The 14,686-nt window shown below is 40.9% G+C and carries 16 protein-coding genes; 15 read left to right on the top strand and 1 reads right to left on the bottom strand.

Going from position 1 to position 14,686, the window contains the following annotated elements; genetic code table 11:
* The first annotated feature begins 385 nt into the window (after positions 1-385).
* From ACF1X7_RS05775 to fliY, 15 genes are all read left to right on the top strand, one after another.
* On the top strand, positions 386-1,093 hold the full coding sequence (locus tag ACF1X7_RS05775; RefSeq protein ID WP_250800305.1) for a sigma-70 family RNA polymerase sigma factor: 708 nt from the start codon (positions 386-388) through the stop codon (positions 1,091-1,093).
* The gene (locus ACF1X7_RS05770; protein WP_039098647.1) at positions 1,086-1,787 is read left to right on the top strand and encodes a flagellar hook-basal body complex protein; all 702 of its coding nucleotides are present in this window, start codon (positions 1,086-1,088) and stop codon (positions 1,785-1,787) included. Before ACF1X7_RS05775 ends, ACF1X7_RS05770 begins: the two co-directional genes overlap by 8 nt.
* Positions 1,788-1,891: 104 nt before the next feature.
* Entirely contained in the window at positions 1,892-2,647 is a 756-nt protein-coding gene (locus tag ACF1X7_RS05765) for a flagellar hook-basal body protein (RefSeq protein WP_039098649.1), read from the top strand.
* A 14-nt stretch (positions 2,648-2,661) separates the two neighbouring features.
* The gene (locus ACF1X7_RS05760; RefSeq protein ID WP_010498204.1) at positions 2,662-3,369 is read left to right on the top strand and encodes a cell division ATP-binding protein FtsE; all 708 of its coding nucleotides are present in this window, start codon (positions 2,662-2,664) and stop codon (positions 3,367-3,369) included.
* Between the two features lie 107 nt (positions 3,370-3,476).
* Complete coding sequence (locus ACF1X7_RS05755; RefSeq protein WP_039098650.1) at positions 3,477-4,784, top strand: methyl-accepting chemotaxis protein; 1,308 nt, start codon at positions 3,477-3,479, stop codon at positions 4,782-4,784.
* Positions 4,785-4,827: 43 nt separating this feature from the next.
* Positions 4,828-5,328: a chemotaxis protein CheW gene (locus ACF1X7_RS05750; RefSeq protein WP_411162533.1), complete on the top strand. Its 501-nt coding sequence runs from the start codon at positions 4,828-4,830 to the stop codon at positions 5,326-5,328.
* Positions 5,312-5,815, top strand: coding sequence for a chemotaxis protein CheD (locus tag ACF1X7_RS05745; protein WP_010498207.1), 504 nt, complete (start codon positions 5,312-5,314; stop codon positions 5,813-5,815). Before ACF1X7_RS05750 ends, ACF1X7_RS05745 begins: the two co-directional genes overlap by 17 nt.
* A 102-nt stretch (positions 5,816-5,917) precedes the next feature.
* Positions 5,918-6,925: a chemotaxis-specific protein-glutamate methyltransferase CheB gene (cheB, locus tag ACF1X7_RS05740; protein ID WP_039098654.1), complete on the top strand. Its 1,008-nt coding sequence runs from the start codon at positions 5,918-5,920 to the stop codon at positions 6,923-6,925.
* Between the two features lie 7 nt (positions 6,926-6,932).
* Positions 6,933-7,712: a CheR family methyltransferase gene (locus ACF1X7_RS05735; RefSeq protein ID WP_039098655.1), complete on the top strand. Its 780-nt coding sequence runs from the start codon at positions 6,933-6,935 to the stop codon at positions 7,710-7,712.
* 215 nt (positions 7,713-7,927) lie between these two features.
* The gene (locus ACF1X7_RS05730; protein WP_411162532.1) at positions 7,928-10,006 is read left to right on the top strand and encodes a chemotaxis protein CheW; all 2,079 of its coding nucleotides are present in this window, start codon (positions 7,928-7,930) and stop codon (positions 10,004-10,006) included.
* A 1-nt stretch (position 10,007) separates the two neighbouring features.
* Positions 10,008-10,598 carry a chemotaxis protein CheC gene (locus ACF1X7_RS05725; RefSeq protein WP_010498211.1) on the top strand — a complete coding sequence of 197 codons (591 nt, stop codon included), beginning with the start codon at positions 10,008-10,010 and terminating at the stop codon, positions 10,596-10,598.
* A gap of 14 nt (positions 10,599-10,612) precedes the next feature.
* Complete coding sequence (locus ACF1X7_RS05720; protein ID WP_039098657.1) at positions 10,613-10,975, top strand: response regulator; 363 nt, start codon at positions 10,613-10,615, stop codon at positions 10,973-10,975.
* Positions 10,976-11,022: 47 nt separating this feature from the next.
* Positions 11,023-11,418 (top strand): chemotaxis protein CheW, encoded by a 396-nt coding sequence (locus tag ACF1X7_RS05715; protein WP_039098658.1) that lies wholly within the window; start codon positions 11,023-11,025, stop codon positions 11,416-11,418.
* Positions 11,419-11,455: 37 nt separating this feature from the next.
* Positions 11,456-12,463, top strand: coding sequence for a flagellar motor switch protein FliM (gene fliM / locus ACF1X7_RS05710; protein WP_039098660.1), 1,008 nt, complete (start codon positions 11,456-11,458; stop codon positions 12,461-12,463).
* Positions 12,460-13,599, top strand: a complete 1,140-nt coding sequence (fliY, locus tag ACF1X7_RS05705) for a flagellar motor switch phosphatase FliY (RefSeq protein ID WP_039098661.1) — start codon at positions 12,460-12,462, stop codon at positions 13,597-13,599. Before fliM ends, fliY begins: the two co-directional genes overlap by 4 nt.
* A gap of 62 nt (positions 13,600-13,661) precedes the next feature.
* Here the strand turns inward: fliY and ACF1X7_RS05700 are convergent, their stop codons facing one another.
* Positions 13,662-14,678, bottom strand: a complete 1,017-nt coding sequence (locus tag ACF1X7_RS05700) for an IS30 family transposase (RefSeq protein WP_411162531.1) — start codon at positions 14,676-14,678, stop codon at positions 13,662-13,664.
* Positions 14,679-14,686 lie beyond the last annotated feature (8 nt).

The following is a 14,686-nucleotide window of genomic DNA, read 5'->3' as shown; positions in this document are numbered from 1 at the left end:
CAGAGTATGCATCACATTCTGACTTGTGAGAAAAACATAGCCAGAGTACGCATCACATTCTGACTTGTGGCACAAACTATGCCAGAGAAAGCGTCACATTTCGATTTGCGACACAAACTACGCCAAAGTATGCGTTGCATTATGATTTGTGACACAAACTATGCCAGAGTATGCGTTGCATTATGATTTATGACACAAACTATGCCAGAGTATGCGTTGCATTATGATTTGTGACACAAACTATGCCAGAGTACGCGTTACATTCTGATTTGTGAGACAAACTATGCCAAAGTAAGCGTCACATTCCAATTTGCAACACATATTTGCAGGAACAAGGATAGAAGACAATTACTTCACCCGGTATTTTCAGAAAGGAGCTTTTTTCTTGTATGAGATGAATATGGAAGATCAAGTTATCAAATATTTGCCTTTAGTTGAAAAGGTCGTCGCTCGGATCACTGTTAAAAGCTCCGATTATGACTACGAAGATCTCTTCAATACTGGAGTGATCGGCTTGATCGATGCACTTAAGAAATTTGATCCACAAAAGAAAGTACCATTTGAAAGTTATGCTTATGTACGGATCCGTGGGACCATCATTGATGAGATCCGCAGTCACGGTCGGTTGTCTCGTTATAAATTTGACAATTTGACTCGCTATTATCGGGCTAAGCAGGAATTAGAGCAAGAATTGAAACGAGAAGCTACTGACAAAGAATTATGCAGTAAGCTCCAAATCAATCAGAAAAAGCTGAACGATATTTATGATAGCTTGCATTATATGGCTAGTATCTCTTTGGAGGATGTCTTGTTTTCAGCAGAACAATCGCCTAGCAGACAAGAGATCTTTCGTGATAAAAAAACGGGCGATGCACAAGAACATTTGTTGGAAACAGAAATGAAACAGGAGTTGGCAGCGGCGATCAGCAAGCTTTCTGAAAGAGAACAATTAGTTTTGAGTTTGTATTACGAACAGGAAATGACACTTAAAGAAATTAGTTTGGTCTTAGACGTTTCTATTGCACGCGTTTCACAGATCCATGGGCGTGCAGTTGGAAAACTAAAAGGATTTATGGAGGAAAATGATGATTAGAGGAATTGATACTTTAAGACATAGTTTTAATGTTTTGCAAGCTCAACAAGAAAATATTAGCGGTAACATCGCTAATATCAAGACACCTGGCTACTTGCAAAAAAATTTGTTTGAAGCAACAATGAACGAGGCACAGTTACATAATAACCAGGCTGGTCCCAAAAATGAAACCCGCCATGAGATTGGCGGTTTTACATGGGGCAATCAAATTCAGGGCAGTGCTCTGGACATGCAAAAAGGCTCGCTTGAACCGACAGGCTTGGCAACGGATTTTGCAGTTCAAGGCAATGGCTTTTTTGCCGTTAGAATGGGAAATGGTCAAATCGCGTATACGCGTGATGGTCATTTTTCAGTGAATGATGCCGGTCAGCTGATCACTGAAGAAGGTTTTCAAGTGATAGGTCGAAATGGCGGCCCAGTTGATGCCCAGCAAGCACAACAAAATTTGATGGTGGTGTCTTTCCCAGCAAATGCACAACTTCAAAATGTCGGCGGAACGCTTTATACCGGGCAGGGAGCCCAGCAAATTGATTTGCCGGTCCAAGCTGGAATGCTTGAAAATTCTAATGTTTCTACTGCTGATGAGATGGTCTCATTAATGGAAACCGGGCGCCAATTTCAGGCTCAACAAAAAGTGCTATCAGCTACTAATTCGACCTTGGATAAGGCAGTCAACCAACTAGGTCGGATCTAGATCAAATAGTTGGTTATTTTTCTCAGGCGTACAGTGAGTCTTGATGGTACTTAGTATAGGCTTGAGAAAACAGATCATGTAGGAAATGAGGAGAGTAAGTAAAAATGAACTTGAATTCTATTTTATCCATTAACAGAACAGGTTTGAACGGCTTGCAAAATAATCTGGATAATGTTTCACATAACATTGCTAACGAAAACACAGTAGGCTATAAGGGAATCATCAATTCATTTAATGAGCTGATGAATAATAATTTAACTAATAGCGACGGTGCACTTGGTAATTCTAATGCAAGAGTTGATTCGAATACTGGTCTAAATGCCGCGGGAGCACGAGTCGATGATCAAGTCGGAAAATTTGAAACGACCGGTCGTGCACTTGATATGGCTATTAACGGCAATGCTTTTTTTGGGATCATTGGTCCCGATGGTAATACATACTTGACTAAGGCAGGAGACTTTCATCGTGATGCTAACGGTGGTTTGATCGCCAGCAACGGCTATCGGGTTGCAGTTGACGCGCGGGTGCCAGAACAAAATTGGCCAGCAGGGGACTTGAAAGTTTCTTCAGACGGAACGATCAGATCCGGTGATCAGGTTTTAGGGTCTTTACGTTTATTTGAACCAAACAACGCACATTCATTGGTGTCAGTTGGTGATAACTTGTATTTAGCCAATGGCGGTTTTAGAGCCGCTGGGGCAGGTAGTAGTGTGATGCAAGGAACTCTTGAAAGTTCCAATGTAGATCTGGCTACTCAAATGACAGAATTATTAACAGCACAGAGGTCTTACCAAATGAATGCCCGCGCTGCTTCATCTACAGATGAAATGATGGAGACCATCAACCACTTTACCGACTGATTTAGGAGAAAAAATTGATCGAACTTAAAAATGTAACAAAAAAATATGGCAATGTTTGGGCAAATAAAAATATTTCATGCGTGATCGAACAAGGTGAATTTGTTTATGTAGTTGGTCCAAGTGGGGCTGGGAAAACAACTTTACTTGAGATCTTAAGTGCTCAACGCTCCATTGATTCTGGTATAGCCCGGATCGGCAATATTGAAATTGAATATTTGAGAAATGAACAGATATACAAACTACGCCGTCAATTGGGGATCGTTTCGCAAAAAGACCTTTTTTTACCGCGATTGACGATCAAAGAAAATATGGAAACCTGTATGTCAGCGCTAGAGATCCCCACTGAAAAGTGGGAAGAGCGGATGGCAGAGGTATTGACCAGTGTCGAAATGATGCTATTTATTGAGCGGTTGCCTCAGGAACTTTCAGTCGGGCAACAAAAGAAAATTGCGATCGCTCGTGCGTTATTGAATGATCCGCCAGTTATTATCGCGGACGAACCTACTGCTAATTTAGACGTTAAGTCGGCCAAAGAGATCATGCAAATTTTCTTTCGCCTGAATCAGATGGGGACAACGATCATTTTAGCAACACATGACAGTACCATGGTTAATTCTTTGCGTCATCGAACTTTGGAACTAAAAAATGGAGAACTGATCCGAGATGATCCAGACGGTGGATATTCAAGATTTTCTGATCCAAAAGATGTCTATGTTTGGTAAACGGTTAAAAAAATAAAATTTTAACCGATATAACAGATTGGAGTGTCGTTTTGCTTAAGTGAGTATTATGACAGATACCAAATCTTTTATATGGGGAAGGAAAACAAATGGAAAAACGTAAGAAGACGGCTAAAAAAGCTAACTCCGAAGTAGCTTTCTTGCCAGTTTTAGGGACAGTCATTGTTTTAATTGTTTTTCGGGCTTTTGTTTTAAGTTCGGCACAGACAGCGGAGATGAGAAGGTTTTGGATACTCGCGGTCATTGTAGTCGCTTTGCATCTCTTGTATGTACTATTTGGTCATAAAAATACGGCAGTAACGGGAGGAGAAGCCGGCGGATTAAAAAAACTTTCTGTTCAGGTCGGTAAGATGGTAGAGGGAGATTTCAGTCAGATCGACGAGATCGGCAAAGTTCCCGGCCAAAGCCCAATGTTTATTAAAACTCGTGACCAGTTGCTTGGTTTAGCCAATGCATTTTCAGCTTTATTAACTGGGATCAAGGAAGAAACTGAGCAGTCGGAAACAATGGTCAACGATCTAAGTGGAAAATCGACGCACGCTAAAAGTTCGATCGATGGTGTCCGTCAAGCGATGGGGACTATTGCTACTAATGCTGGACAGCAAGCAACAGCTTCTCAAAGTACAGTTGCTCAAATGAATGTTTTTGGTGACCAAATTGAAGAGATACGCCAGAAAATTGAAAAAATGAATAGCTATGCTGACGAATCAAAGCAAAGTAATATTCAAAACATGGAAATGATGCGCCAAGTTTCACGGTCTTGGAACCAAGAAACAGAAAGTCAAAAGAAGATTGTTTCTGAAATGACGGCGATGAATCAAGATATTCAAAGTATTGGCAATATCGTGCAGTTGATCAATGATATTTCAGAACAGACTAATTTGTTGGCTTTGAATGCTTCAATAGAGGCGGCTCGTGCAGGCGAGGCAGGTAAAGGCTTTGCAATCGTTGCTGAGGAAGTCCGTGATCTGGCAGAACAATCCGGCAAATCAACCACTAATATTAGAGAACTGATCGAATCGATCCGTGCTAAGTCTAAGAAAATGACTGTTGATCTGGATGCATCATACAAGGGCAGTCAGCAACAGCAGATGAATATTTCTGGTGTACTGAAGGCTAGCGAACAAATCACCGAGGATGTCACGCAGTTGAGCGATGGCCTAACCGATGTTAGTTCACATGCAGATGAGATCAAAGATAAAAAAGATGCAGTCAATAATTCTATTCAGCAAATGGATTCACAGATCGCTGAAACTTCTGCAAGTACACAGGAAGTATCGGCTAACTTGGATGATTTTTATTCCTTGATCGAAGAACTCGAAAAAAGTGTCGAACAGCTTCAACAAGCTGATGAGATCAGACGTTTGCAAATCGGCAGTTTCAAATTAAAAAACTAGCAGCGTCAATTCTTAGTTGTAGAAGTTAAAGAGGGGTACAAAAATGGGACAATATGTTGTTTTTAAAAGTTATAAGCAAGTTTTTGCTTTGCCAGTTGAAATGGTTAAACGAGTGATCGAAACTGAAAAGTTTATCTCGTTGCCGGAATTGCCAGACTATGTATTAGGTGTGTATGAATATCAAGAACAGATGTTGCCAATCGTTGATCTTAGTAAGCGGCTTTACGGCGAATTATCGCCTGCAACGCTGGACTATAAGGTGATCTTGGCACATTGGAGCGAACGGACGATGGGGATCTTTGTCGAGGAGATCGTAGGGATCATGTCGCTGACTGAGACGGATTATGAAAAAGATTTGGACAGATCATCACTGAAGCGCCCGTATATCAGTCAATTTTTGAAGATGGGCGATGAAGTAGTGATCGAGTTGAACTTAGATTATCTTTTCAACTCTTCACAAGAAGAGGAGATCATTTCATCCGTAGATTCCATTACTGAAAATTCGGAAAAAGAAGAGAATACGGATGATGCTGCAGAACACTAACGAAACCAGGGTAGGAATCTCTGATTATAAAATTTCATACGCGCCTAATAAAATAATGACCGTGGGGCTAGGTTCTTGTATTGGAACGATCGTTTATGATCCAGTTTCAAAAATCGGTGGATTGAGTCATATTATGCTCCCTGATAGTAAACCGTTTGAAAAGAACGGGACTTCAGGTTTGAACTTGGCTAAGTATGCCAATACGGCGTTACCCCTGATGGTCAAAGAACTTAAGCAAAAAGCACCACGAGCTAAATTTCAAGCTAAGATCTCTGGTGGTGCAAATATGTTTGGATTTAAAAACAACCTCACGACAGCTAATATTGGTCAGAGAAATGTTGACGCTGTTTTAAATCAGTTGGCAAGCCTGCAGATCCCGTTAGTTGGCCAAGATACGGGCGGCAGCAGCGGAAGGACCATGGTCGTCGATTTAAACGATTTTTCGACCTTGATCAGGGTCGTGAGACAGGAAAATAGATACATTTAAAAACTATGTACTGTTTTTTAATTAACGAAAATTTGCTCATTGATGACTTGAGAATGTTGTTTAAGAGAGAAAAGTAAAGATGTGAAAGGATTCTTATACCTTATGAATAGGATTTTGATGGTTGATGACTCTGCATTTATGCGCAAAGTGATCTCGGATATATTGAATAAAATGCCCAGTGTTTCAACGGTTCGAATTGCACGAAACGGTAAAAATTGTTTGGACATCCTTGATGCAGATAATGATTTTGACTTAATTTTAATGGATATTGAAATGCCTGTTATGGATGGCTTGAGCGCCCTTAGACAGATCAAAAAGGATTATTCTATCCCGGTCATAATGCTAAGTGCAGTCAGTGATCAGGCAGTAACCATCAAAGCTCTAGAATATGGTGCGGCCGATTTTATCGAAAAACCTGTGAACCTGATGGAAATTCAAGACGAGTGGGTCAGAGAACTGTATGCAAAGATCAAAAATATTTGCGGACGTTCTAGTAAACCGCCAGTTGCTGCCAATCATAAAGCCAAACCCAACGGAGCACATAAAAAGCGTAACATCAGGCCCCAAGCCGTTGTGATCGGCTCATCAACGGGTGGACCAAAAGCACTATTAGAAATTATTAAAGGTGTGAGTCATACAAACATTCCTGTTTTTATCGTACAACATATGCCAGCGGGATTTACCCGCACGTTTTCTGAGCGTTTAAATGAAGAAAGCGGCGCTACAGTCGTTGAGGCTAGTGATAATATGCTGGTCAAAAATCAGATCTACTTGTGTCCTGGTAATTATCACATGACGATCCAAGGTGACCGGCTCAAGTTAGATCAACGTCCGAAGATGCATGGGACAAGGCCAGCCGTTGATTACTTGTTTGAAACGGCGGCTGCTCATTATGGTGCTAATTTAACAGCTTTTATCCTGACTGGAATGGGGCATGATGGAACGGCAGGATTGCAAACAATCATGGATGAAGGCGGTTATGTAATAGCTGAAGATCAGGAATCTTGTACCGTTTTTGGAATGCCAAGATCTGCAATTGAAGCTCAAGTTGTCGATGAAGTTGTAAGTTTGCATGAGATCGGGAAAATACTACAGACGATCGTTGGGTGAAATTAAAATGTTGGAAGAAAATTTTACTGATTTTAATAGGTGGGTGGAGCAGAAATATCATATCCATCTCGATGATTATAAAGAAAGACAAATGCAACGCAGGATCAAAAATATTATGGATAAAAACGGGGTCAACTCGTTGCATGAATATGAACACCTTTTGGACAAAGATCCAATCAAACGAGCGGAGTTTATCGAGCATTTGACAATTAATGTGACTGAATTTTACCGCAATCAAGAAATATTTAGTAATTTTGAAAAATGTTTGTTAGAAAAAGTTGCTCCACAATTTAATAATTTGAAACTATGGAGTGCGGCTTGTTCGACCGGCGCCGAACCATACACCTTAGCGATGATCTTAGAAAAAAATCATCTTATGGGCAATGTTCTAGCAACGGATATTGATGATGACATTTTAAAGAAAGCACGTTTAGGTCAGTATTCGACAAATGAGTTAAAAAATGTTTCTGATACTGATGTTAGACGATATTTTAAGTCATTAGGACCAGACCAGTATCAAATAGGGCCAGCCGTCAAACAACGAGTTTCGTTCAAGAAACATGATTTATTGGCTGACCAGTATGAATCAGGTTTTCATGCGATAATTTGTCGCAATGTAACGATTTATTTCAAACCCATGGCACGCGATCGAGTTTATCAAAAAATAAGTGAGGCGCTGGTACCAGGTGGAATATTGTTCACGGGAGCAACAGAAACACTTAACAGCGCAGAAAAGCTGGGGTTAAAGAAAATAGAGTCGTTTATATATGAGAAACAAGGTGAGTGAGACGGGAGAAAGTGAGCACTATCGGACACTAGATTCAGATTGCGTATTTTGCGATGTGGAACTAATGTTGGATAGGCGGAGCTTTCTGTCTCAAGCAACCTGACTAAGAAAACAAGGTGGAGTGAGCCGGTTAAAAGTCGAGCATTAGCGGACTTTAACAATAAGCACAGACCATTCGTGCTTAGGTGTAAATAATTTGAATGGGGGGATCATTGATGGCTGACGATAATAGTGTTTATCGCGATATCTTTTTCGAAGAAAGCGAAGATAATTTAACACAACTAAATGATAATATTCTAGAACTTGAAAAAGAACCAGACAATATCGATTTGATCAATGAAATTTTTAGAGCTGCACATACCCTAAAAGGAATGTCAGCAACTATGGGATATACTGTCATGAGCAAGTTGACTCATAAAATGGAAGATATTTTTGATCTTTTCAAATCAGGCAAGTTGAAGGTAACAAGTGATCATATTTCTCTGATTTTTCGGTGCTTAGATAAATTGACCGAACTTCTAGACGGCTTGCGAGATGAAGAAGAACAAAGCGAAGATCAGATCACAGAATTATGGAATGAATTAGATAAAGTTGAAAATGAATTAGATGGCGGCCAAACAAAAACCGCTGATAAAAATGTAGATGAGAAGAAAGCTCCAGAAGATAGTCAGCTCGAACTGAAATTTGAAACTTTAGAAGAAGCTGACTTATCAGTGATCGAACAGGCTAAAACACAACATCTTAATGTGATCAGTGCGGCAGTTCGAATCGATCCAGAGTCAATGCTGAAAGGCCCACGAGCATTCTTAGTCATCGATAAGCTCGACAGTGAAGGAGATATTATTCACATTGAACCGGCTCCTGACCAGCTGGAAGAAGGCAATTTTGATACAGATTTCAAATTGTTGATCCTAACTGAAAGTAATCAAGATGACATTAAGAAGATCATTGAATCTAGTAGTGAGATCGCTGAAGTTTTGACGGCAGAATTCGATGAGAAAACTCAAAAGGCAGCCGCTGAAGAACCACAAAAAGACGCACAACCAGCTGTTGACAAAGAAAATACTACTGAGAAAAAAAGCGCTGCTCCTGAACCTAAGAAAGCAAAAGCCCCGTCTAAGAAGAGCACTTCGCATCAAAAAAATGCCAAAAATCAGTCGATCAGAGTTGATCTTTCTCGGTTGGATACCTTTTTGAATGTTGTATCTGAGTTGGTCGTTTATCGCAATCAACTAGAAGATGCCAATAGTCGCCAAAATTTAGAAGAAGTGCATGAATCTTTAGAACAGGTTTCACGCTTGACATCTGAACTGCAGGATTTGGTTTTGAAAATTCGGATGCAGCAAGTCAGCGTTGTCTTTAGTCGTTTTCCACGGATGGTTCGCGATCTTTCCAACCAGTTAAATAAAAAGATGACTCTTGAAATTGAGGGCGAAGAAACTGAATTAGATAAAACTGTGGTTACCGAACTCAGTGAGCCCTTGATCCATTTAGTTAGAAATTCAGCCGACCATGGGATCGAGGATGCTGAAAACAGAAAGAAACTTGGCAAACCGGAAGAAGGAAAGATAAAATTATCGGCTTATCAAGAAGGAAATAAGGTCATGATCACTTTGAGCGATGATGGTAAAGGCCTTGATCCACAAGTCCTTAAAATTACCGCTGAAGAGCGTGGAATCGATACGACCTGTATGAGTGATAAAGAGCTGCAAATGTTAGTCTTTAATCCTGGCTTTTCAACGGCTAAAAAGATCACTAACATTTCAGGACGTGGGGTCGGCTTGGATGCTGTTCAAGCTAAAATCAACGAACTGGGCGGTTCATTGGAAGTTGACAGTAAAGTCAATGTGGGTACGAAAACAGTTATCAAATTACCGTTGACCTTGTCTATTATTCAGGCACTGATGGTCAAACTAGGCGAAGAAACATTTGCTATCCCGTTAGATGTTGTTGAACGGGTCGAAATGATCCATGAAGATAATATTTTACAAACTGCTAGTCAGGAAGTCTATCCTTTACAGACAGGATTGACACCAGTGATCCGGACTGCCAACATTTTGAATATCCCTGAAAAGGATCAGGGAAAGAAATATATGATCTTGATCAAGGGTGATAATAAAGACTTTGGGATCGTAGTTGATGAATTGATCGGACAGCAAGAAATCGTAATCAAGAAGATTGATCCGATGTTGCAAAAAATCAAAAGATTCCAAGGCGCGACGATCCTTGGCAACGGCTCGATCGCATTGATCTTGGACGTCAATACGATCTGTAAAGACGCACAGGTGGGTTAAGATGGCATATTCAAACATACAATTAGATGCGTTAAAAGAAGTTATGAATATTGGCGGCGGCAAAGCAGCTACAACAATATCACAAATGGTTGGCAGTGTGATCAGGATGCGTGTTCCAGAAGTCAATATCTTAAGTTATGACGAGCTTTACCAGCAAGTTATGGCCGATGACCAGGAAGTTTATGCCGTTTTAAGCAGCATCCATGGTGACTTAAAGGGTGCGATGCTATTTGTTATTACGGACCCGGCCGCTAAAGAGATCTCAAGTTTGATGATGGGAACAGATCAAGGTGTGACCGAAGAAATTAAGGTTTCTGCAGTTAGTGAATTGACTAACATTGTTTCAAGTTCATTTTTAACATCGATCGGCGGGATGCTGGAAAAGAAATTAAAACCAGAAGTTCCGGTAAGTTCGTTTGATATGTTTGGTGCCGTGATTAGTAGTGCATATATGGAATTTGAACAGTTTGGTGATGAGATCATGGTGATCAGAAATGAATTTACTTATGATTCTAATTACTTGGAAGCTTCACTATACTTCATCCCAGAGTTGGGTGTAATTGACAAAATGATAAAATCACTTGGAGTTTGAGAGGAGAATGTCGCGTGGCAAATAAAGTTTTGATCGTCGATGACGCTGTTTTTATGAGAATGAAATTAAAGGATATTTTAGAAAAGAACGGCTATGAGGTCGCTGGAGAAGCGCAAAATGGGCAAGAAGCCTTCGACCTTTATCAGTCTGAGAAACCGGACTTGGTAACAATGGATATTACCATGCCGGATGTGGATGGGATCCAGGCCGTGAAAATGATCAAGGAATTTGATAGCAGTGCAAAAGTTGTAATGTGCAGTGCGATGGGCCAACAAGGAATGGTCATGGATGCTATCAGAGCTGGAGCAGTCGATTTTATCGTCAAACCTTTTGATACTGATCGGGTGATCAAAGCCTTAGATAAGGCATTGTCTTAATTAAAGTTCTATTGACTGAATTTAATTAAGAAAGGGAGTGTGTTTTAATGCAGATGATTTTGTTTAAAATGAATCAGCAACATTATTTGATAGCTGCCGAAACTGTAGAAGAAGTTGTTGATACGGTTCAAATTACCAAAGTCCCGCTTGCTCCGCTTTGGGTCAAGGGCTTGATAAATTTGCGAGGCACAGTGTTGACGGTGATCAGCTTGGCACAGTTAGTAGGACTGCCGGAATCAAAAACAAACCGAAATATTATGATAATGAAAAAAGATGATGAACGTCGTGGATTATTGATCGATGAAGTGATCGAAGTTGTGGATGTTGATCCTGATGATATTCAACTAAGTGAAGATCAAGCCGCCCTTTATTTTACCGGTGTGGTAGACTTGGGTGAACAAACGATTGCTGATGTGATCGACGTTAATGATAAGATTTTTTAATTGTGGAATGAACTAATGAGCGAGAGGAAGTGTCTTTGTGGATCAGGTGTTATCACAGCAGGAAATCGATTCACTTTTAAATGCCTATGATTCGGGCGAATTAGACGAAGAAGTGATCGATGAAGAGCAAAATGACGAATCACAAGCGAAGCCATACGATTTTAGAAGGCCGACACGGCTATCTAAAGAATATATAAATACCTTACACATGATTTTTGAAGACTTCGCTAAGATGAGCGGCAATGTTCTTTCAAATATCTTGCGGACTAACTTGGATATGCAATTAGCATCGATCGAGCAGATCAGTTATGACGAATTCATTCATTCTATCCCACGTGTGACTTTGATTGGAATGTTTAAAGCAGCTCCCCTTAAAGGATCACACATGATCGAAATCAATCCCCAACTATGTATGACTTTAGTCGAATTGTTGTGTGGCGGTGCTGATTTGGAGAGTAATCGGAAAAATCAACCGCCTTTGGATAAAAATGGTTTTACAGATATCGAATTAACATTATTAGATGAGGTTATGGGTGAATTCTCTAAAATTTTGCAATCAGTTTGGAAAGAAGTCCTAACACTTGATGTTGAGCTTGAATCTCTAGAAACAAATCCACAATTACTACAGTCCTTATCGCCTAATGAACCAGTTGTATTAGCTACTTTCACAGTACAGCTTTTCGGAGTTTCAACATTTATTAACTTGTGTATTCCTTATGTTTCATTCGAAGGTATCCTAGATAAATTGAGTTTGCATAATTGGTTCGACTCAAGCCAGGAATTAAGTGAAGATGACCAAAGCGAATTAAAACACGGGTTAAACGCAATAGATCTGCCAATGGAAGTCGTTTTGGGCAACACCCAAATGGACTTGGCTGATTTCTTGAAATTAGAACCAGGTGACGTCATCAAGCTGGACTCTAAAATCTCCAGTCCGTTAGATACGTACATTGAAGACCGACCGTTTTACTGGGTCAAACCAGGGAAAAAGAATGGACAATTCGCAATTGAGTTATTGAGCAAGATCGAGGGGGAAGAAGAATGACGGAGAGTTTAACACAAGAACAAATAGATGCTTTGATGAATGGCAGTGATGCTCAAGAAGCTGCGCAATCAGATGATGAAGAATTATTGGAGGGGTTAGATCGCCAAGGGGTCAAAGACCTGATCGGTGAAGTTGGTAATATTTCCATGTCACAGGCAGCAACAACTCTGTCATCAATTCTGACTCATCGTGTGGCAATTACGACACCACGTGTTAAAAAAATCCATTTTGGTGAATTACTCGACCAGATCCATGCACCCAAAGTTGCTACGACCGTTGAATTTCGTGAAGGTTTAGCAGGAACTAACTTAATGTTGCTAGAGGTCAGTGATGCAACGGTTATTGCTGATCTGATGATGGGTGGCGATGGAAAGTCAGCTTCAGAAGAATTTACTGAAGTCGAATTAAGTGCCGTGGGTGAAGCGATGAATCAAATGATTGGTTCAGCTTCGACATCCATGGCTACTATGATCAACCAAAAAGTCGATATTCTTCCTCCAAAAGTGCATTTGTGGGAAAATCCCGGCGATGTGAATGAAGACTCTTTGGACCGTGAGGAAGAAATTTATTGTATTTCATTTAACTTGGATGTAGAAGGACTGATCGAGAGTGAAATTATGCAGATCTTTTCTTTGGAAATGGTCAAAGATATTGTGAAAGCAATGATGTCTGACAAAGCAACAGTTGTCAAACGTGATGCGGAGAAACCAGCAGTCGAGAAAGCCAAGGCTATTAGTAAACCACAACCAGCTCCGCAACAAGTTAAGATCCCGCAAAAACCAAGCAATGAACAACCACAAAGAAAGGCGCAGGTCAGTAACGTGGAAATTTCTAAACCCGAATTTGAAGAATTGTCGAGTCACCAAGAAATCAGCGGTGATAACTTAGATTTGATCTTAGATATTCCATTAAACCTAAGCGTTGTCTTGGGGCGGACTAAAAAGACTGTTCGAGATATTTTGAACTTTAACACTGGTTCAGTTATCGAACTTGATAAATTAACAGACGAACCTTTGGAGATCATGTTGAACGGAAAATTGATCGCAACTGGGGAAGTTGTTGTGATCAATGAAAACTTTGGCGTGCGGATCAATAAGATCATTTCTCAAAAACAAAGGATCAATAAAATAAATTAAGTTCCTCAATTGTCAAGTTAAGTGCAACACTAATGGCCTATTCTTATAATTGGTCTAGAAAGTTAAACCAGTTGTGGCATAACATCCGCTGGATAACAGCGGCGGGGACGGTGATTCAGCGTGTCTTGAACCAACTGCAGATCCACTAATGAGAGGTTTTTAAAGGAATACCCCTTTGGGAAGAACTCTCTTAATTGACCATTCACATTCTCATTAGTGCCCCGTTCCCAGGGAGAATATGGATGGGCAAAGTAGATTTCCGTTCCTTGAACCTGATTTAAACTAGCGAATTCCGAGCCGTTGTCAAACGTGATAGTCCGAAAGTTTTCTGCACCGTAATCATCAATCGTATCTTGGAGGGCTTGCCGGCAAGTCTCTGCCCGGTAATCAGGCAATTTAACGATAATTTCCATCCGGCTAACTCGCTCGGTTAACGTCATTAAAGCTGGTTCGGACTCAACCCGTTTGGCTTTCACTAAGTCGCCTTCCCAATGGCCCAACTCCTGACGTTTCCGAACCACTGCGGGCCGGTCTTCAATGGACTGTCCAAGCCGTTTTTTATTCAGGCGGGCATGTCGGTGATTCGGGCGTTTAACGCGGCGACGTAGCTTCATGGGTAAATCATAGTTGTGAAGCTCCGGGAGCTTGCCAGCCTCGATATACCGATAGACCGTAGCCGTTGATGGGCAGGGAAAGCCCGGGTAATGAGCTTTGAAATAGTGGACATACGTGTCGACACTGAAAACTCGTGGCTTAGCTTTTAAAGCTTTCGGCAGGGACTTGAAGAACACGGCAGCCCGCTGCAGTAAACCTTTGGGGTGACACTTGGCCCGCTGTTCTCGATAGTAAGCCGCCCCGCGCTCGGCAAAGTAGTCCTGATATGACCGATGTTTCTGGGAATCAATCTGGGTGGTTAACCCGCGTTTTAATTCGCGAGAAATGGTGCTGGGACTCCGGTGAAGCCGGCTGGCAATCTGACGAACGCCAAATCCTAATCGAGTCAGGGACTCAATTTGACCGCGTTCAAAAGATTGGAGTTGTTGGTAATGCTTAGGCATGATATTCTTAGTTTGGGTCATGAAGACAC

It is taken from the genome of Latilactobacillus sp. VITA-14 (genome assembly GCF_046580785.1).
GTDB lineage: Bacteria > Bacillota > Bacilli > Lactobacillales > Lactobacillaceae > Latilactobacillus > Latilactobacillus curvatus.
Note: the sequence above shows the minus strand (reverse complement) of the source record. Positions and strands in the feature narration are given on the sequence as shown.